This is a genomic window from Streptomyces sp. NPDC051173, assembly GCF_040689515.1.
In the GTDB taxonomy this organism is placed as follows: Bacteria; Actinomycetota; Actinomycetes; order Streptomycetales; family Streptomycetaceae; genus Streptomyces.
In genome coordinates this window covers 1-24,773 of record NZ_JBFBBD010000097.1, presented here as the reverse complement: position 1 = coordinate 24,773, position 24,773 = coordinate 1, and the positions used below count along the sequence as shown (strand labels likewise).

Below are 24,773 nucleotides of genomic sequence, written 5' to 3'. Positions count from 1 at the left end.
CGCCGCCGCGGGATTGACCGGTCCTCAAGCGCCGGACGGGCTGATTTCAGCCCGTCCGGCGTTTGAGGACAACGCGGCGAAGCCGTGTTGCGGGGGCTGGGGCGTAGCCCCAGTTTCGGGAAGGGGCGGGTAGGGGAACAAAGCCCGCCGCAGGCGCAGCGGTGGCGCACCCGGGGTTCGGGGCCTGGGGCGGGAGCCCCCCACGCGGCGGAGCCGCACATCAGACGCAGCCGGGAAGGGGCGGGGCTGGGGAAAAACCCCCGCCTCACTCCACCCGCTCAGCCCGATGCCGCACCGCCCCCAAGCGGACGCGCGCCGGCAGGCGTTCGAGGCCCGTCGACGCGCGCGCATGCGCCAGGACCTCGTCGTCCAGCGCGAGCAGCGCCGCCGAGGGTGACGCGTGCGGGGCGAGGGTCAGTGACACCGCCGCCTCCGGCGCCGCGCGGCGGCCGGAGAGGAGGATCAGTGCCCGGTCGACGCCGGGCAAGGACTCCGCCTCCGCGGAGAGCGCCTCCTCCAGCGCGCGGCCGCGGACGATCGCGGCCTCGCCCCCGCCGCTGTCCACCAGCACCTCGTGCAGCCGGCGTCGCCGCAGCTGTGCCAGCAGCCACCACAGGGCCAGCAGCACCACGACGCCCAGCGCGGCGATCACCGTCGGCCACCACCAGCCCTCCGCCCGCCACTTCCGCCGCGCGGACTCGCCGAGCAGCACGTCGTGCGGCCCGTCGAAGGGCCAGGCGGACGGCAGGGCGAAGTGCCAGCGCCGTTGCAGGTCCAGCGAGCCGACGAGCACGGCGGCGCCGAGCGCGACGAGCACGACCCCGGCCAGACCCATCAGCACCCGGTTGACGGTCCTCAACACCGCGCGTTCACCTCTTCACCGGTCGTCGCACGTGCACCGAGAGCCCGGGGCTCCGGGCGAGGCCCAACTGCCGTACGCCGTCGGCCAGTACGGTGCCGAGGTCGTCGCGTACGTCGTCCAGGTCACGGAAGTGGGAGACAGCGCGGGCCCGGATCCGGCGGCGGCCGACGTCGACGCGTACGGACTGCACGCCGGAGATCTCCATCGCGCGGTCCCGGAGGACCAGCGCCGCCGCCCGGCGGTCGAGCCCGGCCCGCACGTCGGGGGTGCCGCGGCGCATGGGCAGCACGCCGCGCAGGCCCGGGGTGGCGGCGAGCACGACCAGCCACAGCCCGGCGAGCACGGCGACGGCCGCGCCGGCGACGACCCAGGCGTTCCCGAGCTGCCGGGTGGCCAGCTCGTGGGCGAGCCGTCGGCGCCAGCCCATGGCGGGCCGGTGGGCGCGGACGGCGGCCACGTCGTAGAGGAAGAGCCCGGCGGCGGCCAGCACCACCGCGGCGACCAGGGCCGCGGGCAGCCGCCGCGTGGACCAGAACCGTCCGGCGCGGCCCGCGTCGTCCCGGACCTCGGCCGCTTCCACCGCCGGTGCGGTGCCCTCCGCCCCGGCGCCCTCCGCCCCGACGTCGAGTCCGTCCCCGCTCACAGCACCCTCTCCCGCCCCGCGCGCCGCGTGTGCACCGAGTGCAGCCGCTCAACGGTGACGGCCACCTCGGGCACGTCCATGCCCGCCAACTCCCCCACGCGCTCGGCGATCCGGCGGCGTACCGCACCGCACTGCGCGCGGATGTCCGAGGGATAGCCGAGCTCCACCGAGACCCGTACGCGCGCGGAGTCGTCGCGCACGGCCACGGTGGCGTACGGGGGCCTGCGGTCCTCCCCCTCCGGGCCGTCCGCCCCCGGTTCCGTGCCGTGCAGCGCCTCGCGCGCCGCCTGCGAAGCGATCTTCGCGACGACGCGGTCGGCGATATGGGTCGCACCGCGCTCAGCAGCTTCCACCACGTGTCCTCACCGCACCCCTCGCCCGGTCCCCGGGCCCCTCACCGCCGCCGGTCGTCCCGCTCCCGCGAACGGAAGAGGTCACCGGGGTCCAGATCGCCGTCCAGGAAGCGGCCCACCACGAAGCCGATCGCGCCCAGGGCCGCCACCAGCAGGAATGCCCCGAACCCACCGAAGTACCCGGCGAATGCGAGCGCCATGCCGGCGATCATGCCCACCACGGCCATGCTCATCGTGCGCTCCTTACTGGAGCCTCTGCTCCGGCTCGTCGTCTTCCTCATCGGGCAGCTTGACGTCGCTCACGGCGATGTTGACCTCGACGACCTCCAGGCCGGTCATGCGCTCCACCGCCGTGATGACGTTTTCCCGCACGGCGCGGGCGACATCCGCGATGGCGACCCCGTAATCCACGACGATCTCCAGATCGAGCGCGGTCTGGACCTCACCGACCTCCGCCTTCACCCCCCGGGCCACGGACTTCGCGCCGCCCGGCACCCGGTCCCGCACGGCGCCGAAGGTGCGCGCGAGGCCGCTGCCCATCGCGTGGACACCGACCACGTCACGGGCCGCGAGCCCGGCGATCTTCTCCACGACGCCGTCGGCGATGGTCGTGCGGCCCCGGTCGGCCGGTGCGCCCGGCGATTCCTTCGAGGTGGTGTCGGTCATCGTCGATCGCCTCTCTCCCGGGGAGGACAGCACATCTACGGCTCCATTTGCCACCTTAGGTGGGGTTCCCCCGCCGCGCGCGGGAGATCCGTGGAAGCGGTGGCCACGGACGGCGCCCGAGTGAGTCGTACGCGCGGGTGCCGCGGCGTACGGCAGGCTGGGACGGTTGGCTCACCTGACGGCTGAGGGGTGACGGTGGTCGCGGACCGATGGACACAGACGGTACGCAGGCAACTCGCGTCCGGCAGGCTGCTGCCGCTCGGCGGCGTCGCGGACGGCGCCTGGATCGTGGAGTCCGCCGCGGCGGGCGCGCTGCGCCGGGCGGCGGCCACGGCCGTGCCGGACGCCCGCCTGGACACGCTCCGGCTCTCGCTCGCCGATCCGACGACAGCGGCCGGATCCGCCGTACCGCCCCCGCCGAGCGCCCTCCCCGTGGGGCCGCTGCGCGTGACGGCGGACTTCGCCGCCGCGCTCGACCGGCCGCTGCCCGTGGTCGCGGACGCGTTGCGCAGGGCCGTACGGGCCGCGGCCTCGGAGACGCTCGGGGCGGTGGTCGAGTCGGTCGACCTGCGGGCGACGGAGCTGCTGGAGGGCCTGACGGCCGGAGCGCCCGTTCCGGAGGAGGTGCCTCCCGATCCCGAGGGGGACGCGGAGGTCGTCCGGGCCGTGCTCTCCGTGCCGGGCGTGGTGGGCCTGGTGCCGCTCTTCGGACGGGCGGTGCGGGTCGGCGAGGGCGACGGGAAGGCCCACGCGCAGGCGCAGTTCGCCGTGCGGGAGGGGCGCCGCGTGCTGGATACGGTGCGTGAGGTGCGGGCGGCGGTGGCCGGGGTGCTGGCGGGGCGTACGTCCGGCCCGGTGACGGTGGCCGCGGTGGTCACGGGGGTGCTCTCCCCCGGGGCCCCTCGGTCCTCGGACGCCGGACGCGGTGGTCCTTCCCGCCGGTAAACTTCCCGGGTTGTTGCTCAAGGGGGGCCTGATGGCGCGAAGACAGCCGTATCCGAATCAGCCGCAGTGGGGGCCGCAGTTCCCGCCGATGCCCCCGGCGCGGAACCGCCGCGGCAGCGGGTGCCTCGGCGCCTTCCTCCGGTCCGCGCGGACCAAGGCCGATTCGATCTTCACCGCCTCCGGCCCCGGGCGTGTCATGGACCCGACGATCGACAGGGTGCAGAAGGGACGCGCCCTCGCCGGCGCGGCGGCCTCGTTCCTGCTGATCTGGACGTACGGCATAGACGGCGGCTGGAGCGGGGTCTTCAAGGACGGCGTCAGCAAGCTCTTCATGGCCCCGCTGATCCTCATCCTGGTGGGCCCGCTCGTGATCCTGGGCTTCATCCTCTACGCCCCGGCGGAGCACCGCGCGCTGCTGCGCTCCCGGCTGCGCCACCCGCTGAAGGCCGTCGGCTGGTACGTGGGCGCGGTGGCCGCCTCGGTGGCCTGCCTCTACACGGCCAGTCAGGGCGGCCGTTACGTGGCAATGCTGGGCGGGGCCGCCGGGATGCTGGGCGCGGCGGTGGTACCGCTCATGCTGCTGCCGGTGCTGCTGTGGATGGTGGCGTTCCTGTTCTTCTCCTCCGGCGCGGCCGCGCGGTACGCCTTCAACACCGCCGATGTGCACGCGGCCCTCCCGGCCGTGCTGACCGTGGTGCTGGTCTGGGCGCTCAACCTCGTATCGCTGGGCGACGGGCTGCCGAACGGGCCGCTGCTGGTGAAGATCGCCGCGTTCCTCGGCGGGCCGCTGTCGGTCACGGCCGTCTCTCTCTGGGAGCTGCACTATCTGCGTACGCGCTACGGAGTGCGCGTCCGGGGCTGAGCGCGCGGGGGCCCGTGCCCCCGCGCGCTCGGGTTCACTCCCCCAGCCCGGCGAGGTCCCGCAGCCGGCGGGCCTGGGCCTGGCGCTCGGCGGCGCGCTGCGCCTCGTACGTACGGCCGGCGGCGTCGCGCAGCAGGGCCTTGGTCTCGACGACGGCGTCGCGGGGCGCGGCGAGGAGGGCCGCGGCCAGGTCCTGGACGGCGGCGTCGAGCTCGGCCGCGGGGACGACGAGGTTGGCGAGGCCCGTGCGCTCGGCCTCCTCGGCGTGGACGAAGCGGCCGGTGGCGCAGATCTCCAGGGCGCGGGCGTAGCCGACCAGCGACAGCAGGGGGTGGGTGCCGGTGAGGTCCGGGACCAGGCCCAGGCTGGTCTCGCGCATGGCGAACTGCACGTCGTCCGCGCAGACCCGCAGGTCACAGGCGAGAGCCAGCTGGAAGCCCGCGCCGATGGCGTGGCCCTGCACGGCGGCGATGGAGACGATGTCGTTCCGCCGCCACCAGGTGAACGCCTCCTGGTAGGTGGCGATCTCGGCGTCGAGCGCCTCGTCGGAGCCGCGCGCGAGATCGAGGAAGGACGGCTCACCGTCGAAGCCCTCGGGGGTGAACGCCTGCCGGTCGAGGCCCGCAGAGAAGGACTTGCCTTCCGCGCGCAGCAGCACGACCCGCACGCTCCCCGGCAGCAGCCGTCCGGCCTCGGCCAGCCCCCGCCACAGCGCGGGCGACTGAGCGTTGCGCTTGGCGGGGTTGGTGAGAGTGACGGTGGCCACCGCGTCATCCACGGTGAGCTGTATGCCGTCCTGGTCGAGCAGGGTCTTGGGGGCGGTCATCGGGGCCTCCGAATCGGCAGCAGTCGCGCAGCGGTTCGCGCTATGTTGACTGCACAGTAACCACCCGGTCGACTGCTCGACCGACCGGGTGGCACTGCCCACACCGACGGTGCCCTTGGGATGCGTGGCGTCAGGCCGAGGCGGCCTTCTTGCCGCGCGTCGCTCCGCCGCGACCGCGAAGGATCACGCCGGATTCGCTGAGCATCCGGTGGACGAAGCCGTAGGAGCGGCCGGTCTCTTCGGCCAGCGCCCGGATGCTCGCACCGGAGTCGTACTTCTTCTTCAGGTCTGCCGCGAGCTTCTCGCGCGCGGCGCCGGTTACCCGGCTGCCCTTCTTCAGAGTCTCGGCCACCCGTGCCTCCTCATGGGAGATGCGCCTCTTGACTCTCATGATCACCCCTACGCGGCCTCCTGGCCACCCATTCGACAAGGTCCATGAGATGAGGTTTCCCCGAATTCGGACCGCGACAGGGCCTGGAACAGGCGATTCCGAAGAGTCCTGGTCGTACGGCCGTACGGGTGGCGGAACGAATCGGCAGGTCAGGCGGGGCACCCGCGTCCCATGGTGCGAACACCCCGGCGCACGGCACTGGGCGTGCGCCGGAGCGCCCGACGGCACCGCGGTACGAGCCCTACTCACTCAGATGATGGATCACCTGTCGGCCGAATGATCGGGACAGCACCGAGCGGACGCCGATCAAGCGCCCGGCGGGGCCGGACGGGGCGGGACCGCCCGGGTCAGGCGAGGGCGACGAGGTCCGCGTAGTCCGGGCCCCAGAGGTCCTCGACGCCGTCCGGGAGCAGGATGATCCGCTCCGGCTCCAGCGCGTCGACGGCGCCCTCGTCGTGGGTCACCAGGACCACGGCGCCCTTGTAGGTGCGCAGCGCGCCCAGGATCTCCTCGCGGCTGGCCGGGTCGAGGTTGTTGGTGGGCTCGTCGAGCAGGAGGACGTTGGCGGAGGAGACGACCAGGGTGGCCAGGGCCAGACGGGTCTTCTCGCCACCGGAGAGCACGCCGGCGGGCTTGTCGACGTCGTCGCCGGAGAAGAGGAAGGAGCCCAGCGTCTTGCGGACCTCGACGAGGTCGAGGTCGGGGGCGGAGGAGCGCATGTTCTCCAGGACCGTGCGGTCCGGGTCGAGCGTCTCGTGCTCCTGGGCGTAGTAGCCGAGCTTGAGGCCGTGGCCGGGGGTGACCTGGCCGGTGTCGGCCTTCTCGGCACCGGCGAGCAGCCGGAGCAGCGTGGTCTTGCCCGCGCCGTTGAGGCCCAGGATGACCACGCGCGAGCCCTTGTCGATGGCCAGGTCGACGTCGGTGAAGATCTCCAGCGAGCCGTAGGACTTCGACAGACCCTCCGCGGTGAGCGGCGTCTTGCCACAGGGCGCGGGCTCCGGGAAGCGGAGCTTGGCGACCTTGTCGGAGGCGCGCACCGCCTCCAGGCCCGAGAGCAGCTTCTCGGCGCGCTTGGCCATGTTCTGCGCGGCGACCGTCTTGGTGGCCTTGGCGCGCATCTTGTCGGCCTGCGAGTTGAGGGCCGCGGCCTTCTTCTCGGCGTTCTGCCGCTCGCGCTTGCGGCGCTTCTCGTCGGCCTCGCGCTGCTGCTGGTAGAGCTTCCAGCCCATGTTGTAGACGTCGATCTGGGAGCGGTTCGCGTCGAGGTAGAAGACCTTGTTGACGACCGTCTCGACCAGGTCGACGTCGTGGGAGATCACGATGAAGCCGCCGCGGTAGGTCTTGAGGTAGTCCCGCAGCCAGGCGATCGAGTCGGCGTCGAGGTGGTTGGTGGGCTCGTCGAGGAGCAGGATGTCGGCGTCCGAGAAGAGGATCCGGGCCAGCTCCACGCGGCGGCGCTGACCGCCGGAGAGCGTGTGCAGCGGCTGGGCGAGGATCCGGTCGGGCAGGCCGAGGCTGGCGGCGATGGTCGCGGCCTCCGCCTCGGCGGCGTAACCGCCCTTGGTGAGGAACTCGGTCTCCAGGCGCTCGTACTTCTTCATCGCCTTCTCGCGCGTGGCCCCCTGGCCGTTGGCCATGCGCTCCTCGTTCTCCCGCATCTTGCGCAGGACGGAGTCGAGGCCGCGGGCGGAGAGGATCCGGTCGCGGGCCAGGACGTCGAGGTCGCCGGTGCGCGGGTCCTGCGGCAGATAACCGACCTCACCCGAGCGGGTGATGGTGCCGCCGGCGGGCATGCCCTCGCCGGCGAGGCACTTGGTGAGGGTCGTCTTGCCCGCGCCGTTGCGGCCGACGAGGCCGATGCGGTCGCCACGGGCGATGCGGAAGGAAGCGGACTCGATAAGGACGCGGGCGCCGGCGCGCAGCTCGATGCCGGAGGCGGTGATCACGGAATTACTCCTGGGCGGGAGGGACGGCGGTGGGGACGGGGGTGAACACACCCACGCGCGGACTCACCCGCGCGACTCTGCGCGGGGGCGGCGACGGGGTGGGGACCGGCGCCGTCTAATGCACGAGGAGGAATGCCATACGGACCAGTCTAACGGGGGCGCGCAACCCGGATTCCCGGTGCGCCCGTGGCGGTCCGGCGGCCCACGGGGGTAGGCATGGGCGCGACCGGCCACCGGTGCCCCCGACGCCACCCCGGAAGGGCACGGAACGGACAGCGCACGGATACTCGGGGTGGAGAGGCGGTAACCGCATGCAGTTCGACGACGACGCGGACCTGGACACGTCGCAGGTGCAGGACTCCCGCGGCGGCGGCATCCCGGGCGGCGGCCTGACCATCGGCGGCGGGATCGTGGGGCTGATCGCCCTGGTGCTGGGGCTCTTCTTCGGCATCGGCCCGCAGGAGCTCGGGCTCACCTCCGAGCCGGCGCCGTCGGCGAGCTCGAGCACCGGCGAGCAGGTCTCCCAGCACTGCCGCACCGGGCGCGACGCCAACACCAAGGAGGACTGCCGGATCGTCGCCGTGGTCAACAGCGCCCAGTCCTTCTGGACCCAGGAATTCGCCCGCCGCTCACGCACCTACACCCCGGCGTCGACCGTCTTCTTCACCGGCCGGACCAACACCGCCTGCGGCGCCGCGACCTCGGCGGTCGGCCCGTTCTACTGCCCCGGCGACCGCAAGGTCTATCTCGACCTGGGGTTCTTCAACGAGCTGCACAGCAAGTTCGGCGCCAGCGGCGGGCCCTTCGCGCAGGCGTACGTCGTCGCGCACGAGTACGGGCACCACATCCAGAACCTGATGGGCACGCTCGGCCGTGCGCAGGACCGGCAGACCGGCGCGGGGAGCAACTCCGTCAAGGTCGAGCTCCAGGCCGACTGCTACGCCGGGGTGTGGGCCAAGCACGCCACCACGACGCCCGAGAAGTCCACCGGGCGCCCGCTGCTCACCCAGCTGACGAAGGCGGACATCGACGACGGGCTCTCCGCGGCGGCCGCCGTCGGTGACGACCGGATCCAGGAGAAGTTCCAGGGCCGGGTCACGCCGGAGAGCTGGACGCACGGCTCTGCGGCACAGCGGCAGCAGTGGTTCACGACGGGGTACGGGTCGGGGGACGTGGGGCGGTGCGACACGTTTCGCTAGCCGGGCGCTAGCCGCTCGGGCTGACCGGGGGGGGTTGGGTGGCTCTACGTTGCCGGGTGCGCCGGCCTTTGCCGCCTGCGGCGGGCTTTCCCCCACCCCGCCCCTTCCCGGCTGCGTCTGATGTGCGGCTCCGCCGCGTGGGGGGCGCCGCCCCAGACCCCGAGCTGCGGGCCGGTTCGCCGCCTGCGGCGGGAGCGACCTTCGGTCGCGTCCTCAAACTCCCCCAGCTACCGCTGGGAGGTGCCCCCAACGGGCTGGATGTGGCTGATGCGCATGCACGCCTGCCCGGCCTGCGGCCCGAGTCGAAGGATCAGCAGGCCGCCCGTCCGGCAAGGGCTACGCGCCTCCCACGTGGACCTGGAAAGCCGCTCTGCGCATCGCCTTGGCCAGGGCCGGGTCCGGGTGGGCCGCGGCCAGGGCCACCAGGACCTGGACCGTGCGGGGGTGGCCCACCGCCCGTACCTCCTCCAGGAGGCCCGGGACCGTGCCCTGGACCGCCGAGTCCAGGTGGCGGACCAGCAGGCGGCTCTCGCCGTGGTCGGCTACGGCCGCGGCCGTGTCCACCCACAGCCAGGTGGCCTCCTCGCGGGTGAGGACCTCCGCCGCCTGCTCCGGGTCCCGGCCCTCGTGCTCGGCGAGCCACAGCAGGGCATACGGGCGCAGGCAGGGTTCCTCGGCGGCCGCCCGTACGGCGGGCTCGGCGGGGGCGCCCACCGCGCGCAGGGCCTCGAAGGCCAGGCCGCGGACGAGGGCGTCGTCACCGCGCGCGGCGTCGAGGAGCTCGCTGAGGGCGCTGCGCGTGGGCCGGGCGGCGAGCCAGGCGCGGTACTCGGCGCGGGCCGGGCCCGGTGTGAGGTCGGCGCAGCCGCGCAGCATCGCCTCGGCGGACAGCTCGATGTGCCCGGCCGGGCTCTGCGCGGCCACACAGATCTGTTCGAGCTTGACCCAGACCGCCCAGTTGCCGAGCGGGGTCAGGAGCGCTTCCGGGCTGTCGCCCGCGCCCTCCCGCATGACGAGCGCGCCGACGGCGGCGAGCCCTTCGAGCGCCCAGTCGAGCAGCCGGGCGAGCGGGTCGCCTCCGCTGGGGACGAGGGGCGCGGCGGGTTCGACGACCGGCTCGGGGCCGTCGTACGGGATCTCGCAGCGCTCGGCGCGGATCTCGGCGACGCGCTGCTGGAGGAGGTCCAGGAGCATCGCCACGGAGACGGGCCCCGCCGAGAGATGCATCACGGACAGCAGCTGCGGGGCGGCCTCCACGACCTCGGCGGCGATCGTCGCGTCCGTGCCCGCGGGCACCGGGTGGGCGAGCGACCACGCGTCGAAGAGGGCGACCCAGCCGCGCAGCACGGCGCCGTCGTCACGGTCCCACGCCTGGAGGCGCCAGCCCGGGCGCGCGGTGTCGCCGTGCAGCTCGATGAGCCCGGCGAGGCGGGCGCGGTCCCAGTCGGCGCGCACCTGGTGGGCCGTCAGCCGCAGGGCGTCGGCGGCCCGCTCGGCCGCCGTCTCCGCGAGGCCACCGGCCGTGGCCGGGCGCAGGGTCGTGCCGCGGCCGCGCTCGTCGGCCGCCCAGCGGGCCACGCGGACCGCGCCGGTGAGACCGCCTCTGGCCTGCCGGGCGAGTTCCGCCGGTGCCGGAGTGCCCGCGGGCGGGCGGGGCGCCGGGCGGGAGCCTCGGTTCGCCACGGCCCGGCGGGCAGCGGCGATCGGCTGTCGGGGAACCAGTCTGAGCCGGGAGTCGCGCGGAGTACGGGACGTCACAGGAGCAGTCTTGCCGTTGACGCTCCGAAAACCCAATCGGAATCAACTGTCCACCTTCGGACCAGCGCCGCAAGACGTTCGGAAAGGGCCGGTAACGGCCGGTGGAACCGCTCACATCAGGGGCGTGAGGAAGCGGCGGAGAGCCTCTTCGTAAGCCGCTGGATTGGCGTTCCACATGGCGGCGTGGGGGGCGTGCCGGACGGCGCGCAGGTGTATCAGTTCCGGCCGCCGCGCGACGAGTTCACGGGAGTGCGCCCAGGGCGCGAGGGTGTCGTCGGGGCCGTGCAGGAGCAGTACGGGAACGGTCAGCCGGGCGGGGTCGGCGGCGGCGAAGAGGGTGTCGGCGCCCAGCCCGGTCCGCCCCTCCGCGGCCCGGACCGCAAGCGGAAGCAGCGCGGCCGGGGTACTGCGGTAGGCGGCGCAGGCTCGGACGAGGGCCTGCCAGTCGAGGACCGGGGAGTCCATGACGACGCCCGCGACGCGCTGCGACAGCGCCGAGTCGAGCGCGGCGAGGAGCGCCATGGTGGCGCCCGTGGACCACCCGTGCAGGACGATCCGGCGGGCCCCGTAGCGCACGGCGTAGCGGATCGCGGCGTCGAGATCACGCCATTCCGCGGCGCCGAAATGGCTGATGCCTTCCGTTGGGCGGGGGGCGCCGGGATCACCGCGGTAGCCCAGGGCGAGTACGGGCAGCCGCAGCCGGCTGAGGAACGGCATGACGACCATGGGGTGCTCGCGGGTCGTGCCGAGGCCGTGCACCGCTATCACCCAGGTGGCGCGGTCGCCCGGCACGAACCAGGCGGGCAGCGGACCGAGTTCCCCCGGCACCTCCACGTCGGCGTGGTCGAGACCGAGGGCGTCGCGGGGGTTGCCCACGTACACCTGCGGTGTGAGCCGCACGCGGGCCCCGGGCTCCAGCACGCCGTGCGTCACGCGCTCCAGGCGGCGTACGACGCAGTCGGCGGGGTGCGGTTCGCCTGCGACGGGCCCTCCGACGACGGCGTGCACACCGGGCGCGCTGAGGCCGTACGTCCCCGGGCGCTGCGCCTCGACGCCGCGGGTCAGGGTGACGGTGTCGTTGCCGACGGAGTGGACGGTGAGCTCCGGGGAGTCCGGCAGTGGGGTTCCCGGCCGGGGTTTGAGCGCAGCGTCGGAGGCGTACCGTCCGGCCGCTATGGCGGCCGCTCCGGCACCTAGTACGGTCGTGGCGGCCAGGGCTGCCGCTCTCGCCGGGTGCACGTCTTCAGTGTGAGCGTGTGGTGAGGCTCTGGCCAGTCCGCTGCGCTTTGCCTGCGGGTCCTTGCCGGGTGCGGGTCCGTTGCCGCCTGCGGCGGGCCTTTTCCCCTACCCCGCCCCTTCCCGAAACCGGGGAGACCCCGGACCCCAGCGCCCTGCGGGCGCGTCCTCAAACTCCCCCAGCTACCGCTGGGAGGTGCCCCCAACGGGCTGATTTCAGCCCGTTGGGGGCACCTCCCAGCGGTAGCTGGGGGAGTTTGAGGACAACGCGCGAAGCGTGTTGCGGGGTCTGGGGCGCAGCCCCGGTTTCGGGAAGGGGCGGGGCTGGGGAAAAGCCCCCCGGTCACCCCCTCCGCTGCCCGTACCCCCGCAGTTTCCTCGTCGCCTCGTCCAGTTCGTCGAGAGTCAGCAGCGACGGTGTCCGGTCCGGTACCGCCGCCGACGTCAGCCACACGCGGCACATCCATTCCAGCTGAGCCGTGCGGTCGTAGGCCTGGTCGAGGGTCTCGCCGTGGGCGACCGTGCCGTGGTTCCGCAGGAGGCAGCCCGTGCGGCCTTCGAGGGCGCGCAGCATGTTGCGGGCGAGTTCGTCCGTGCCGTAGAGCGCGTAGTCGGCGACCCGTACCGGGCCGCCCAGCGCGCCCGCCATGTAGTGGACCAGAGGCAGCTCGTCGACCAGGCCCGCGGCCGCCGTGGCGTGGACGGCGTGGGTGTGGACGACGGCCGCCGCGTCGGTGGAGCGGTAGACGGCCAGGTGCATGGGGAGCTCGCTGGTGGGGGTCAGCTCGCCGAGGACCTGGCGGCCGTCGAGGTCGACGCCGACCGCGTCCTCCGGGCGGAGCCGGTCGTACGGGACGCCGCTGGGCGTGACAAGAACGACATCGCCGACCCTCGCGGAGACATTGCCTGAGGTGCCCACCACCAACCCGTCCGCCACGGTGCGGCGGGCGGTGGCCACGACCTCGGCCCAGGCCCGCCCGATGTCGCCGCTCGTGCCGCTGTTGTCACCCTGTGCTGTGTTCGATATCCGCATCGTCATCCGCCTCCGGTTCGCGCCACCACTCGGTCCAACCCAGTTCACCTTCCGTTCACCCAGGGTCTTTACGGTCACCGCTGTACTGACCATCGAGCTGATTGCCTGGGTGAATGGAACACATCACGCTTCTCATCGGGATCGTGATCGTCACGGCCTTGGTGTTCGACTTTACGAACGGCTTCCACGACACGGCCAACGCCATGGCCACCACCATCTCCACCGGGGCGCTCAAGCCCAAGGTCGCGGTGGCGATGTCGGCGGTTCTCAACCTCGTCGGCGCGTTCCTGTCCGTCGAGGTCGCCAAGACCATCTCCGGGGGCATCATCGACGAGAGCGCCGGGATCAGACCCGAAGTGATCTTCGCGGGACTGATCGGCGCGATCGTCTGGAACCTGCTGACGTGGCTGGCCGGTCTGCCCTCCAGCTCCTCGCACGCCCTCTTCGGCGGCCTGATCGGCGCGACCATCGTGTCCGTCGGTTTCAACGCGGTGAACGCCGACAAGGTCGTCATGAAGGTCCTCATCCCGGCCGTCGCGGCGCCCATCGTGGCGGGCATCGCCGCCACGGTCGCCACCCGGCTCACCTACCGGCTCGCCAAGGGCCGGGACGAGAAGGAGACCGCCAAGGGCTACCGCGCCGGGCAGATCGCCTCCGCCGCCCTCGTCTCCCTCGCCCACGGCACCAACGACGCGCAGAAGACGATGGGTGTCATCACCCTCGCGCTGGTCACCGGCGGCGTCGTCGCCCCGCACTCCGACCCGCCGCTGTGGGTCATCGTCTCCGCGGGCCTGGCCATCGCGCTCGGTACGTACCTGGGCGGCTGGCGCATCATCCGTACGCTCGGCAAGGGCCTCACCGACATCCAGCCGCCGCAGGGCTTCGCCGCCCAGACCGGCGCCGCGACCGTGATCCTCGCCTCCTCGCACATCGGCTTCGCCCTCTCCACCACCCAGGTCTGCTCCGGCGCGATCATGGGCTCCGGCCTCGGCCGCAAGGGCGGCGTGGTGCGCTGGTCGACCGCGGGCCGGATGGCGATCGCCTGGTGCCTGACGCTCCCGGCCGCGGGCATCGTCGCCGGTGGCGCGGCGTTCCTCGCCGACCAGGGCGACTGGGGCGTCACCACCGTCGCCGTGCTCGGCCTGCTGGTGTGCGGCGCGATCTACGCCGCTTCCCGCCGCAAGCCGGTCACCCACGACAGCGTCAACGAGGTCCAGGCGGAAGCGGCCGAGCCGGCCGGTGTGGTCACCGCCGCGCTCCAGGCCGTCGCCCCGCCGCCGGCCGGTCCCGTGACCGCCGCCCCGGTGGTCGCCGTCTCCCCCGAACCCGGGCGCACCCCCGCCGCCGCGGCGAGCTAAGGAATCCACACCATGCAGATCGACTGGGCAGCTCTTGGGCAGGTCTTCGGCGTCAGCCTCGTCGTGACCGTCGGATTGGTCGGCGTCTTCACACTGGGGATCGTCGGCACGTCGCGCTCCGCGGGCAGCGCGGCTCCGGGGGTCCTGGCGCGGTCCGGAGCGTACGCGTGCTTTGCGCTGTGCGCGGCGGCTGTGGGGTACGGGATCTTTTTGATCGTGGGGTAGGTGGGGGCCGGGGCTCAGCCCCGGATCCCTGACCCGCGGGTGGGTTGCCGCCTGCGGCGGGGCTTGTTCCCCAGCCCCGCCCTTCCCCGAACTGGGGCACGCGCCCCAGACCCCCGGCTGCGGGCCGGTCGGCGCCTGCGGCGGGCTTTGTTCCCCTACCCCGCCCCTTCCCGAAACTGGGGCGCTGCCCCAGACCCCGAACCTCGGGTCCGTTGCCTCCCCCCAGCTACCGCTGGGAGGTGCCCCCAACGGGCTGAATTTCGCGCACCCGGCGGAAAGAAAAGAACAGCGCGCCCGGCGGAAGAGGGAGGCGTGCCCGGTTGGAAGAACGGCGCACCGGCCGAAAAGAATGGCGCGCCCCGAGGGTCTACGCCCCCGCCGGCCTTCAACTTGCTCTCCGGCGGAGGGGGTGGGGCCGGAGGGTGAGGTTCTGGAACGCGGTGCGTCGTCACAGCACTCAATACGCCTCACGGCGCCACGCACCGCGTTCCAGGTCCTCAGCCCGGAGGCCACACCCCCGGTCCAGCCACAAACCCAGCCCGGCCGGCGATTGAGGCCACGCCCGAAGGACGAACCCGCCGGCAAAGCCCAGCTCACCCGCCCAACGGGAAAGTTGACGCCCGTTCACACCCCATGGTGGACTTCCGAGGCCAAACGGCGACAGCAGAGGAAGCCGGTGTGAGTCCGGCGCGGTCCCGCCACTGTCACCGGGGAGCGTTCCCCCAAGCACTACCGCCACGGCCGCGAGGCCGGAAGGCAGGGGGCGGCGTCGATCCGGGAGCCAGGAGACTCTGGTCGCCGGTCACGTCGAGCCAGGGCGCGGACCCTGAGTGAGGACACATCGCCATGCCCGGCCGCCGACCACCCCTTTCCCCTGGATCCAGGTACCACACGACGGCGGTCTGATCCGATGCGCGCCGATCACCTCGGTTTCGCGTGCGGTGCCGCGCTCGGCTTCCTCGGCGACCTCGCTCTCGGCGACCCCCGCCGCGGCCATCCCGTGGCCGCTTTCGGGCGTGCCGCGCAGGCCGTGGAGCAGCGGCTGTGGCGGGATCACCGCGGTCACGGCGCCCTGCACACGCTGCTGTGCGCGGGCGGCACCGTGGCCGCCGCCGGTGCGCTGGCCCGTGCCGTACGCCCCTCCCCCGCCGCCACGGTCGCCCTGACCGCCGCCACCACCTGGGCCGTGCTGGGCGGCACTTCGCTGGGCCGTGAGGCCCGCGCCGTCGGAGGCGCGCTCGCCGCGGGTGACCTGGAGGTCGCCCGGGAGCGGCTGCCCCATCTGTGCGGGCGCGACCCGGAGGCGCTGGACGGTCCGCAGATGGCCCGCGCCGTCGTGGAGTCCGTCGCCGAGAACACCTCCGACGCCGTCGTGGGCGCCCTCGTCTGGGGTGCGCTGGGCGGTGTCCCGGGGCTGGCCGGTTTCCGCGCCGTCAACACCCTGGATGCGATGGTGGGCCACAAGTCGCCCCGTTACCGGCGCTTCGGCTGGGCCGCGGCCCGGCTCGACGACGTCGTCGGCTGGCCCGGCGCCCGGCTCACCGCCACCCTCGCCGTGCTCGCCGGCCCCGACCCGCGGGGCGCCTGGCGGGTGGCCCGGCGCGACGCGTCCCGGCACCCGAGCCCCAACGCGGGCCCGGTGGAAGCCGCGTTCGCCGGGGCGCTCGGCGTACGCCTCGGCGGCACCCTCGCCTACAAGGGCCGCGTCGAGCACCGCCCGGTCCTGGGCGCGGAGAACCGCCCGGTGGAGACCGCCGACATCGAGCGCGCCGTGCGGCTCTCCCGGCGGGTGTCGCTGCTGGCGCTGGGCGTCGCGATCGGGGTGCGGGCCGCCGTCTCCCGGGGCCGTGCGGCGGGCAGTCTTTCCCCAGATCGCCTTACGAGGAGGAGCCGGTGACAGCGGACAAGGGCGGGTCCTCGGGCCCGCTGGGCGGGGGCCTGCTCGTGGCCGGGACGACCTCGGACGCGGGCAAGAGCGTGGTGACCGCCGGGATCTGCCGGTGGCTGGTCCGCAAGGGCGTCAAGGTCGCGCCGTTCAAGGCGCAGAACATGTCGCTCAACTCCTTCGTGACCCGCGAGGGCGCGGAGATAGGCCGCGCCCAGGCCATGCAGGCCGCTGCGGCCCGGGTCGAGCCGTCGGCCCTGATGAACCCCGTGCTGCTCAAGCCCGGCGGCGACCGCAGCAGTCAGGTGGTGCTGATGGGCAAGCCGGTGGGTGAGCTCAGCGCGCGCGGCTACCACTCCGGCCGCCAGGAGCAGCTGTTCGGCACGGTGACCGACTGCCTGGCCGAGCTGCGGCGCACCCATGACGCGGTGATCTGCGAGGGCGCGGGCAGCCCCGCCGAGATCAATCTGCGGCGCACGGACATCGTCAACATGGGCATAGCCCGTGCGGCGCGGCTGCCGGTCGTCGTGGTCGGTGACATCGACCGGGGCGGGGTGTTCGCGTCGTTCTTCGGTACGACGGCGCTGCTGTCCCGCGAGGACCAGGCGCACATAGCGGGCTATCTGGTCAACAAGTTCCGGGGGGACGTGACGCTGCTGGAGCCCGGCCTGGAGATGCTGCGCGGCCTGACCGGGCGGCCCACGGTCGGCGTGCTGCCGTTCGCCCACGGCCTCGGCATCGACGAGGAGGACGGCCTGCGGGTGTCGATGCGCGGCGCGGTGCGGGAGTCGGTGGTCGCCCCGCCGCACGGCGCCGACGTGCTGCGGGTCGCGGTGTGCGCGGTGCCGCTGATGTCGAACTTCACCGACGTCGACGCGCTCGCCGCCGAACCGGGCGTGGTCGTACGGTTCGTGGACCGCCCGGAGGAGCTCCTCGACGCGGACCTGGTCGTCGTGCCGGGCACCCGCGGCACCGTGCGGGCGCTCGCCTGGCTGCGCGAGCGCGGGCTGGCGGACGCGATCGCGCGGCGCGCGGCGGAGGGCCGGCCGGTGCTGGGCATCTGCGGCGGCTTCCAGCTGCTGGGCGAGCGCATCGAGGACGAGGTCGAGTCGAGGGCGGGCACGGTCGAGGGCCTGGGCCTGCTGCCGGTACGGGTGCGGTTCGCGGTGGAGAAGACGCTGGCCCGGCCGGCCGGCGAGGCACTCGGCGAGCGGGTGGAGGGCTACGAGATCCACCACGGTGTCGCCGAAGTGCTCGGCGGCGATGAGCCGTTCCTGGACGGCTGCCGGTCGGGGTCCGTATGGGGCACGCACTGGCACGGCTCGCTGGAGAGCGACGGCTTCCGGCGGGCGTTCCTGCGGAGAGTCGCCGAGGCGGCGGGCCGGTCGTTCGTACCGGCTCCGGACACGTCGTTCGCGGCGCTGCGCGAGGAGCAGCTGGACCGGCTCGGCGATCTCATAGAACAGCACGCGGACACGGACGCGCTGCTGCGGCTGATCGAGGACGGGGTTCCGGCGGGACTGCCGTTCATACCGCCGGGGGCGCCGCCTTCGCCCGCGCGGAGAGAACAGGGCCCGGACCGTCGCGGTCCTGGCATCACCCCCGCTCGCGCGGGGAACGGCGACACGCTGCCGGAGCCGGCGACCGCCGGCACGCCCAGTGGGATCGATTCCCTCGAAGGGGGTAACACCTGATGGCCTCGGCCACCTATCCGTTCACCGCGATCGTCGGCATGGACGACATGCGGCTGGGCCTGTTGCTCAACGCCCTCTCACCGGCCATCGGCGGAGTGCTCGTACGGGGCGAGAAGGGCACCGCCAAGACGACGACGGTCAGGGCACTCTCCGCGCTGCTGCCCGAGGTCGCGACCATCACCGGCTGCCGGTTCTCGTGCGACCCGGCGGCCCCGGACCCCGCCTGCCCGGACGGTCCGCACGAGGACGGCGCCCCGCACGCCCCGCGCCCCGCGCGCATGGCCGAGCTGCCGGTGGGCGCCTCGGAGGACCGGCTCGTCGGCGCGCTCGACATCGAGCGCGCGCTGGGCGAGGGCGTCAAGGCCTTCGAACCGGGCCTGCTGGCGGCCGCGCACCGGGGCGTTCTCTACGTCGACGAGGTCAACCTCCTGGGGGACCACCTCGTGGACTCGCTCCTCGACGCGGCCGCGACCGGCTCCTCGTCCGTCGAGCGCGAAGGCGTCTCCGTCCGCCACGCCAGCCGCTTCCTCCTCGTCGGCACCATGAACCCCGAGGAGGGCGAGCTGCGCCCGCAGCTCCTCGACCGCTTCGGGCTGACCGTCGAGGTCGCCGCGTCCCGCGAGCCCGACGAGCGGGTCGAGGTCGTACGCCGCCGGCTCGCCCACGACGAGGACCCGGCCGCCTTCACCGCCAAGTGGGCCGCCGAGGAGGACGCGCTGCGCGAGCGCATCGCCGCCGCGCGCGCCCTGCTGCCGGCGGTACGGCTCGGCGACGGCGCGCTGCGCCGGATCGCCGCCGTGTGCGCCGGTTTCGAGGTGGACGGCATGCGTGCCGACATCGTCACCGCGCGCACCGCGACCGCGCTCGCCTCATGGGCGGGCCGTACGGACGTCGTCACCGAGGACGTACGGCAGGCGGCCCTGCTGGCTCTCCCCCACCGACGACGGCGCAACCCCTTCGACGCTCCCGGTCTGGACGAGGACAAACTCGACGAGATCCTGCGGCAGTTCGAGGACGACGAGCCGGAGCCCGAGCCCGACCCGGAGCCGGAGGGCCCGGACGGCGGTCCCGGCGACGACGGCCCCGGCGGTGGCGAGCCGCCGCGGGACGCGGACGGGCCCGGCACCCCGGACGTCCCCGAGCAGGGCGGGTCGCGGGAGAACGCCCCGGCGCGGCAGGAGGGTTCGGCCCCCGAGGCGCACGGCGAGCAGGGCGCGGCCGACGGGCGGGAGCGCCCGACGGAGGGCGGTGACGCCCCGGCGGTCGCCGCCGCGGACCCGTTCCGTGCGCGCAAGTTCGACGTTCCGGGCCTGGGTGAGGGCGCGGACGGGCGGCGTTCGCGGGCGCGTACCGCGCACGGCCGGACGACGGGGGCCCGGCGCCCGCGGGGCGCGCTGGGGAAGCTGCACCTGGCGGCGACCGTACGGGCGGCGGCGCCGCACCAGCGGGCGCGCGGGCGCGGCGGGCCGGGCCTGGTCGTGCGCCGTGACGACCTGCGGGAGGCGGTGCGCGAGGGGCGCGAGGGGAATCTCGTGCTGTTCGTCGTGGACGCGTCCGGTTCGATGGCGGCGCGCAAGCGGATGGGCGCGGTCAAGGGCGCGGTGCTGTCGCTGCTGCTCGACGCGTACCAGCGCCGGGACAAGATCGGGATGATCACCTTCCGGGGCGCGGGCGCGGACGTGGCGCTGCCGCCGACGTCGTCGGTGGACGTGGGCGCGGCCCGGCTGGAGAGGTTGCCGACCGGTGGCCGTACGCCGCTGGCGGCGGGGCTGCTCCAGGCGCACGAGGTGCTGCGGGTGGAGCGGCTGCGTGACCCGTCGCGGCGGCCGCTGCTGGTCGTCGTGACCGACGGGCGGGCGACGGGCGGCCCGGAGCCGCTGGCCCGGGCGGCGCGTGCCGCACGGCTGCTGGCGGGCGAGGGCACGGCGTCGGTGGTCGTGGACTGCGAGACGGGCCCGGTGCGGCTCGGGCTGGCGGCCGAGCTGGGCCGTGAACTGCGGGGCCCGGTGGTCACGCTGGAGGAACTGCGCGCGGACAGCGTCTCCGCGCTCGTACGCACCGTGAGGAACACGAGCTCCAGGAGGGCCGCTTAATGCCGCAGGGACAGCCGACCGTCGTTCCGGACGACGGTCTCACCACGCGCCAGCGCCGCAACAGGCCGCTGGTCTTCGTCCACACGGGCATCGGCAAGGGCAAGTCGACGGCCGCGTTCGGGCTGGCGCTGCGCGCGTGGAACCAGGGGTGGCCGGTCGGGGTTTTCCAGTTCGTGAAGTCCGCGAAGTGGAAGGTCGGCGAGGAGCGGGCGCTGAAGGTGCTCGGCGAATCGGGCGAGGGCGGCACGGTCGCCTGGCACAAGATGGGCGAGGGCTGGTCCTGGGTGCAGCGTGACATCGCCTCCAGCGAGGAGGCGGCGCGCGAGGGCTGGGAGCAGGTGAAGCGGGACCTGGCGGCGGAGTCGTACAAGCTCTACGTGCTGGACGAGTTCGCGTATCCGATGCACTGGGGGTGGATCGACACGGACGAGGTGGTCTCGGTGCTGCGGGACCGGCCCGGCACCCAGCACGTGGTGATCACCGGCCGCAACGCCCCGGAGAAGCTGGTCGACTTCGCCGACCTGGTGACGGACATGTCCAAGGTCAAGCACCCGATGGACGCGGGCCAGAAGGGCCAGCGGGGCATCGAGTGGTGAACGTCCCCCGCCTCGTCATCGCCGCGCCCGCCTCCGGTAGCGGCAAGACGACGGTCGCCACCGGGCTGATGCGGGCCTTCGCGGACGCCGGGCTCGCGGTGTCCCCGCACAAGGTCGGCCCCGACTACATCGACCCGGGCTACCACGCGCTGGCGACCGGCCGCCCCGGGCGCAATCTGGACGCCTATATGTGCGGGCCCGAGCGGATCGCCCCGCTGTTCCTGCACGGCGCGGCGGGCTGCGACCTCGCCCTGGTCGAGGGCGTGATGGGCCTCTACGACGGGGCGAGCGTAGATTCTGCGCGCGAAGCGCTCCTTCAGGGCGGTGGTGGGCGGCGGGCGGGAGAGCTGGCGTCGACGGCACATGTGGCGAAACTGCTGAAGGCGCCGGTCGTGCTGGTCGTGGACGCGTCGTCCCAGTCGCGGTCGGTGGCGGCGCTGGTGCACGGCTTCGCCTCGTGGGACCCGGAGGTGCGGGTCGCGGGCGTGATCCTCAACAAGGTCGGCTCGGACCGCCATGAGGCGCTGCTGCGCGAGGCGTTGGCGGAGTCGGGGGTCCCGGTGCTGGGCGCGCTGCGGCGCGTGGCCGCGGTCGACACGCCCAGCCGCCACCTCGGTCTCGTGCCGGTGGCGGAACGCAGCGCGGCCGCGCTGGCCGCGGTGGCCGCGCAGGCGTCGCAGGTGCGCGAGGGCTGCGACCTGAAGGGCCTGCTGGCCCTGGCCCACAGCGCACCGCCGCTGACGGGGCCGGCCTGGGATCCGTACGTGGGGGTCGCGTCCCCCGGGTCCCTCGACCGGGCCTCCGCCCTGGACCCCGCCCTGCGGGCCGACGTACCGGCCGGGCCGGGGATTCAAGGGGCGTCCGGAGGCTTGCACCCCCCACGCGGCGGAGCCGCACATCGGATGCGGCCAGGAAGGGGCCGGGCCGGGGAAGGAACAACCGCCGCCCGCCCCGTCGTCGCCGTCGCCGGCGGCCCCGCGTTCACGTTCTCCTACGCCGAACACACCGAGCTGCTGCGGGCCGCGGGCGCGGAGGTCGTCACCTTCGACCCGCTGCGGGACGAGCGGCTGCCGGACCGCACCGCCGCCCTCGTCATCGGCGGCGGCTTCCCCGAGATGTACGCTCCCGAACTCTCCGCCAACGAACCGCTGCGCGAAGCCGTCGCCGACCTGGCGGAGCGAGGCGCGCCCATCGCCGCCGAGTGCGCGGGCCTCCTCTATCTGTGCCGCTCGCTCGACGGCAAGCCCATGTGCGGCGTGCTGCCCGCGGAGGCCCGGATGTCCGGGCGCCTGACCCTCGGTTACCGGGAGGCCGTCGCCCTCGCGGACAACCCGCTGGCCGCAGCGGGCACGCGCGTACGCGGTCACGAGTTCCACCGCACGGTCGTCGAGCCGGGCACCGGTGCCGCACCGGCCTGGGGGATGACGCACCCGGAGCGCCGGGTGGAGGGCTTCGTGCAAGGGAGCGTCCACGCCTCGTACCTCCACACGCACTGGGCGGGCTCGCCCGGCGTCGCGCACCGCTTCGTGGCGGGCCCGGCACGGCGGTGACGTCAGCTCGCGAGGCCCACCACGAGCCAGACGAACGCCACTCCGGCCACCGTGCAGGCCAGGGTGGAGCGGGCGGGGTGCGGGTGGTGGGCCTCGGGGAGGATGTCGGAGGTCGCCAGATAGAGCAGCACTCCGGCGAAGAATCCGAGGTACGTGCCGAGGAAGTGCTCCGGAAGGGTGAACAGCAGCGTCGAGGCGGCACCGGCGACGGGCGCGAGCGCGTCGGCTCCGAGCATCAGGAGGGCGCGGTGGCGCTCGTTCCCGTACAGATCGGTGATCGTGTAGGTGTTGAAGCCGTCGGCGAAGTCGTGGGCGATGACGGCGAGCCCGACGGAGGCGGCCATGGGGCTGTCGACCTGGAAGGCGGCGCCGATCGCGACGCCGTCCATGGCGCTGTGCCCGACCAGCGCCGCGGCGGCGGTGAGCCCCACCTGGGGGACGCGTTCCCGGCCGGTGACGCCGTGGTCGGCCCGGCGGACGGCGAGGAGCCGTTCGACGAGGTGGGCGGCGAGGAAGCCCAGGACGAAGCAGAGCAGGGCGACCGGCACCCCGAAGACCTTCCGCCCGGCGGCCTCCAGCGCCCCGGGCAGCAGGTCGAGGCCGACGACGCCCAGCATCAGCCCGCCGGCGAGCCCCAGGACGAGGTGGCGGCGGTCGGTGACCCGCTGGGCGGTCCAGCCCCCGAGCAGCGTCATCAGGAACGCTCCCAGGGCGACGACGACCGGCACCGGTCCACCACCACCCTTCTCGCGACCGCCCCGCCTCCTGCTTACTGATCTCCCGCCCGCACCGCACGTCCACCGCCGCACGCCCCAGGAGAGCCTATGACCGTCCCCGCGCTCTACGTCGGTGTCGGCGCCCGCCGGGGCGCCGGGGCCGACGAGGTCCTCGCGCTGGTCGGGCAGGCGCTCGGCGAGGCGGGCGGCGGGGCCCCGGCGGCGCTGGCCACCGCCGAGGTGAAGGCCGCCGAGCCGGGGCTGCGCGAAGCCGCCGCGCGGCTCGGGGTACCGCTCCTGTCGTACGGCGCACGGGCGCTCGCCGCCGTGGCGGTGCCGGACCCCTCGCCCGCCGTCCTCGCCGCCGTGGGCGTGCCGGGCGTGGCCGAGGCGGCGGCGCTGCTGGCCGCCGGCCCGCGCGGGGCGCTGGTGGTCGGCAAGCGGAAGTCGGCGCGGGTGACCTGCGCCGTCGCGCGCGGACCCGGGTGAGGGCGGCGGGCGGGGCGTCAGTACCGTTTCCGGGTCGGGTCCTCGCACAGGCCCCGTCGGCGTCAAGTCGGCGCCGAGGAGAAGAGAAGGTGGCCCGCGGCCATGCACACACCCAGTGAACCCGACCTGCGGCACCACGGCGACGCCGAAGTGCGCGGCGGCGGTGCGGAGTTGACCGACCTCGCGGTCAACGTGCGCTCGGGCACGCCCCCGGAGTGGCTGCGGAAGCACATCGCGGGGTCGCTCGACGGGCTCGCCGCCTACCCGGACGGGCGGGCGGCACGGCGGGCCGTGGCCGCGCGGCACGGGCTGCCGGAGGAGCGGGTGCTGCTGACGGCGGGCGCGGCGGAGGCGTTCGTACTGCTGGCGCGGGCCCTGCCGGTGCGGCGGCCGGTGGTCGTGCACCCGCAGTTCACCGAGCCGGAGGCGGCGCTGCGGGCCGCCGGGCACACGGTGGAGCGCGTGCTCCTGGACGCGGCGGACGGCTTCCGGCTGGATCCGCGCGCGGTGCCCGGTGACGCGGACCTGGTGGTCGTCGGCAACCCCACCAACCCCACGTCGGTCCTGCACCCCGCGCAGGCGCTGGCCCAGCTCGCCCGCCCGGGGCGGACCCTCGTCGTGGACGAGGCGTTCATGGACGCGGTGCCGGGCGAGCGCGAGTCCCTGGCGTCCCGTACGGACCTGCCGGGCCTGGTCGTGCTGCGCAGCCTCACGAAGACCTGGGGCCTCGCGGGGCTGCGCATCGGCTACGCCCTCGCCTCGCCCGGCGCGATAGCGAAGCTGGAGCGGGCCCAGCCGCTGTGGCCCGTCTCCTCCCCCGCCCTCGCGGCGGCCGAGGTGTGCAGCGCGCCTCCGGCGCTCGCGGAGGCCGCCCACGCGGCACACCACCTGGCGTCGGACCGGGCCCATCTGGTCGCGGCGCTCGCGGAGTTCGAGGACGTGCGCGTGCACGGCCCGGCGGCGGGCCCCTTCGTCCTGATCCGGCTCCCGGACGCGGTGACCGTCCGCTCCCGGCTGCGGGGACTGGGCTTCGCGGTCCGGCGCGGCGACACGTTCCCTGGCCTGGGCCCGGAGTACCTGCGTCTCGCGGTCCGGGACCGCGCGACGACGGACCGCTTCACGTCGGCACTCCGCGAGGTCCTGACGGCGGGGTAGGGGCCGGCCTCCGCGCCTGCGGCGGGCTTGTTCCCCAGCCCCGCCCCTTCCCGGCTGCGTCTGATGTGCGGCTCCGCCGCGTGGGGGGGCGCGTGCCCCAGCCCCCTTTCCTGCGGGTCGGTTGGCGCCTGCGGCGGGCCTTTCCCCAGCCCCGCCCCTTCCCGAAACCGGGGCGCTGCCCCAGACCCCGCAACACGCTTCGCGCGTTGTCCTCAAACTCCCCCAGCTACCGCTGGGGGAGTTTGAGGACGCGCCCGCAGGGCGCTGGGGTCCGGGGTCTCCCCGGTTTCGG

Annotated in this window: 24 protein-coding genes and 1 riboswitch; of the genes, 12 read left to right on the top strand and 12 right to left on the bottom strand. The window is 74.2% G+C overall.

Translation table 11 applies throughout. The features are described 5' to 3' along the window. Positions 1-265 precede the first annotated feature (265 nt). From amaP to AB0435_RS31040, 5 genes are read right to left on the bottom strand one after another with little or no spacing between them, the layout of a single operon-like run. Positions 266-862: an alkaline shock response membrane anchor protein AmaP gene (gene amaP, locus AB0435_RS31060; protein WP_366428478.1), complete on the bottom strand. Its 597-nt coding sequence runs from the start codon at positions 860-862 to the stop codon at positions 266-268. 7 nt (positions 863-869) lie between these two features. Continuing rightward, the gene (locus AB0435_RS31055) at positions 870-1,442 is read right to left on the bottom strand and encodes a DUF6286 domain-containing protein (protein WP_366008413.1); all 573 of its coding nucleotides are present in this window, start codon (positions 1,440-1,442) and stop codon (positions 870-872) included. Positions 1,443-1,501: 59 nt separating this feature from the next. Beyond that, complete coding sequence (locus tag AB0435_RS31050) at positions 1,502-1,858, bottom strand: Asp23/Gls24 family envelope stress response protein (RefSeq protein ID WP_366008411.1); 357 nt, start codon at positions 1,856-1,858, stop codon at positions 1,502-1,504. A gap of 41 nt (positions 1,859-1,899) precedes the next feature. After that, entirely contained in the window at positions 1,900-2,091 is a 192-nt protein-coding gene (locus tag AB0435_RS31045) for a hypothetical protein (protein ID WP_366008410.1), read from the bottom strand. A gap of 10 nt (positions 2,092-2,101) precedes the next feature. Beyond that, positions 2,102-2,524, bottom strand: a complete 423-nt coding sequence (locus AB0435_RS31040) for an Asp23/Gls24 family envelope stress response protein (RefSeq protein WP_366008409.1) — start codon at positions 2,522-2,524, stop codon at positions 2,102-2,104. 195 nt (positions 2,525-2,719) lie between these two features. Here AB0435_RS31040 and AB0435_RS31035 point away from each other — a divergent pair, with 195 nt between their 5' ends. Further along, positions 2,720-3,469: a nucleopolyhedrovirus P10 family protein gene (locus AB0435_RS31035; protein WP_366428477.1), complete on the top strand. Its 750-nt coding sequence runs from the start codon at positions 2,720-2,722 to the stop codon at positions 3,467-3,469. 31 nt (positions 3,470-3,500) lie between these two features. Next, positions 3,501-4,331 carry a hypothetical protein gene (locus AB0435_RS31030; RefSeq protein WP_366008407.1) on the top strand — a complete coding sequence of 277 codons (831 nt, stop codon included), beginning with the start codon at positions 3,501-3,503 and terminating at the stop codon, positions 4,329-4,331. Between the two features lie 34 nt (positions 4,332-4,365). Here AB0435_RS31030 and AB0435_RS31025 read toward each other — a convergent pair whose 3' ends face one another. The 3 genes from AB0435_RS31025 to AB0435_RS31015 all read right to left on the bottom strand — a co-directional run bounded on the left by AB0435_RS31025 (position 4,366) and on the right by AB0435_RS31015 (position 7,494). Then, positions 4,366-5,157: an enoyl-CoA hydratase/isomerase family protein gene (locus AB0435_RS31025; RefSeq protein ID WP_361532487.1), complete on the bottom strand. Its 792-nt coding sequence runs from the start codon at positions 5,155-5,157 to the stop codon at positions 4,366-4,368. 130 nt (positions 5,158-5,287) lie between these two features. Next, positions 5,288-5,509 (bottom strand): helix-turn-helix domain-containing protein, encoded by a 222-nt coding sequence (locus tag AB0435_RS31020; protein ID WP_030366669.1) that lies wholly within the window; start codon positions 5,507-5,509, stop codon positions 5,288-5,290. A gap of 386 nt (positions 5,510-5,895) precedes the next feature. After that, positions 5,896-7,494 carry an ABC-F family ATP-binding cassette domain-containing protein gene (locus AB0435_RS31015; protein WP_116211092.1) on the bottom strand — a complete coding sequence of 533 codons (1,599 nt, stop codon included), beginning with the start codon at positions 7,492-7,494 and terminating at the stop codon, positions 5,896-5,898. A 311-nt stretch (positions 7,495-7,805) separates the two neighbouring features. Here AB0435_RS31015 and AB0435_RS31010 point away from each other — a divergent pair, with 311 nt between their 5' ends. Beyond that, positions 7,806-8,693: a neutral zinc metallopeptidase gene (locus tag AB0435_RS31010; protein ID WP_366008405.1), complete on the top strand. Its 888-nt coding sequence runs from the start codon at positions 7,806-7,808 to the stop codon at positions 8,691-8,693. 336 nt (positions 8,694-9,029) lie between these two features. Here AB0435_RS31010 and AB0435_RS31005 read toward each other — a convergent pair whose 3' ends face one another. The 3 genes from AB0435_RS31005 to AB0435_RS30995 form a co-directional block, all read right to left on the bottom strand. Beyond that, positions 9,030-10,451 carry a hypothetical protein gene (locus AB0435_RS31005; protein ID WP_366008563.1) on the bottom strand — a complete coding sequence of 474 codons (1,422 nt, stop codon included), beginning with the start codon at positions 10,449-10,451 and terminating at the stop codon, positions 9,030-9,032. Between the two features lie 111 nt (positions 10,452-10,562). Beyond that, positions 10,563-11,690 carry an alpha/beta fold hydrolase gene (locus AB0435_RS31000; RefSeq protein WP_366008565.1) on the bottom strand — a complete coding sequence of 376 codons (1,128 nt, stop codon included), beginning with the start codon at positions 11,688-11,690 and terminating at the stop codon, positions 10,563-10,565. 340 nt (positions 11,691-12,030) lie between these two features. Continuing rightward, complete coding sequence (locus AB0435_RS30995) at positions 12,031-12,720, bottom strand: class II aldolase/adducin family protein (protein ID WP_366428476.1); 690 nt, start codon at positions 12,718-12,720, stop codon at positions 12,031-12,033. 113 nt (positions 12,721-12,833) lie between these two features. On the opposite strand from AB0435_RS30995, the gene AB0435_RS30990 reads away from it, so the two are divergent. The 7 genes from AB0435_RS30990 (at position 12,834) to AB0435_RS30960 (ending at position 22,121) form a co-directional block, all read left to right on the top strand. Next, positions 12,834-14,078: an inorganic phosphate transporter gene (locus AB0435_RS30990; protein WP_366008253.1), complete on the top strand. Its 1,245-nt coding sequence runs from the start codon at positions 12,834-12,836 to the stop codon at positions 14,076-14,078. Positions 14,079-14,090: 12 nt separating this feature from the next. Beyond that, positions 14,091-14,303 carry a hypothetical protein gene (locus tag AB0435_RS30985; RefSeq protein WP_366008251.1) on the top strand — a complete coding sequence of 71 codons (213 nt, stop codon included), beginning with the start codon at positions 14,091-14,093 and terminating at the stop codon, positions 14,301-14,303. A gap of 665 nt (positions 14,304-14,968) precedes the next feature. Beyond that, a riboswitch (cobalamin riboswitch) is annotated at positions 14,969-15,095 on the top strand. 118 nt (positions 15,096-15,213) lie between these two features. Next, on the top strand, positions 15,214-16,200 hold the full coding sequence (locus tag AB0435_RS30980; RefSeq protein WP_366008250.1) for a cobalamin biosynthesis protein: 987 nt from the start codon (positions 15,214-15,216) through the stop codon (positions 16,198-16,200). Between the two features lie 29 nt (positions 16,201-16,229). Next, entirely contained in the window at positions 16,230-17,882 is a 1,653-nt protein-coding gene (locus AB0435_RS30975; RefSeq protein WP_366428479.1) for a cobyric acid synthase, read from the top strand. Further along, complete coding sequence (locus AB0435_RS30970; RefSeq protein ID WP_366428475.1) at positions 17,882-19,975, top strand: putative cobaltochelatase; 2,094 nt, start codon at positions 17,882-17,884, stop codon at positions 19,973-19,975. Before AB0435_RS30975 ends, AB0435_RS30970 begins: the two co-directional genes overlap by 1 nt. Beyond that, positions 19,975-20,571 (top strand): cob(I)yrinic acid a,c-diamide adenosyltransferase, encoded by a 597-nt coding sequence (cobO, locus tag AB0435_RS30965; RefSeq protein ID WP_366008248.1) that lies wholly within the window; start codon positions 19,975-19,977, stop codon positions 20,569-20,571. Before AB0435_RS30970 ends, cobO begins: the two co-directional genes overlap by 1 nt. Then, positions 20,565-22,121 (top strand): cobyrinate a,c-diamide synthase, encoded by a 1,557-nt coding sequence (locus AB0435_RS30960; protein WP_366428474.1) that lies wholly within the window; start codon positions 20,565-20,567, stop codon positions 22,119-22,121. The genes cobO and AB0435_RS30960 overlap by 7 nt, the downstream gene beginning before the upstream one ends. 2 nt (positions 22,122-22,123) lie before the next feature. Here the strand turns inward: AB0435_RS30960 and AB0435_RS30955 are convergent, their stop codons facing one another. Beyond that, the gene (locus AB0435_RS30955) at positions 22,124-22,849 is read right to left on the bottom strand and encodes a ZIP family metal transporter (RefSeq protein ID WP_366008246.1); all 726 of its coding nucleotides are present in this window, start codon (positions 22,847-22,849) and stop codon (positions 22,124-22,126) included. A 96-nt stretch (positions 22,850-22,945) separates the two neighbouring features. Between AB0435_RS30955 and AB0435_RS30950 the strand changes: the two genes are divergently transcribed. Together AB0435_RS30950 and cobC are read left to right on the top strand one after the other, a co-directional pair. Further along, the gene (locus AB0435_RS30950) at positions 22,946-23,326 is read left to right on the top strand and encodes a cobalamin biosynthesis protein (protein WP_366008245.1); all 381 of its coding nucleotides are present in this window, start codon (positions 22,946-22,948) and stop codon (positions 23,324-23,326) included. Between the two features lie 102 nt (positions 23,327-23,428). After that, entirely contained in the window at positions 23,429-24,481 is a 1,053-nt protein-coding gene (gene cobC, locus AB0435_RS30945) for an Rv2231c family pyridoxal phosphate-dependent protein CobC (protein WP_366008244.1), read from the top strand. Positions 24,482-24,773 lie beyond the last annotated feature (292 nt).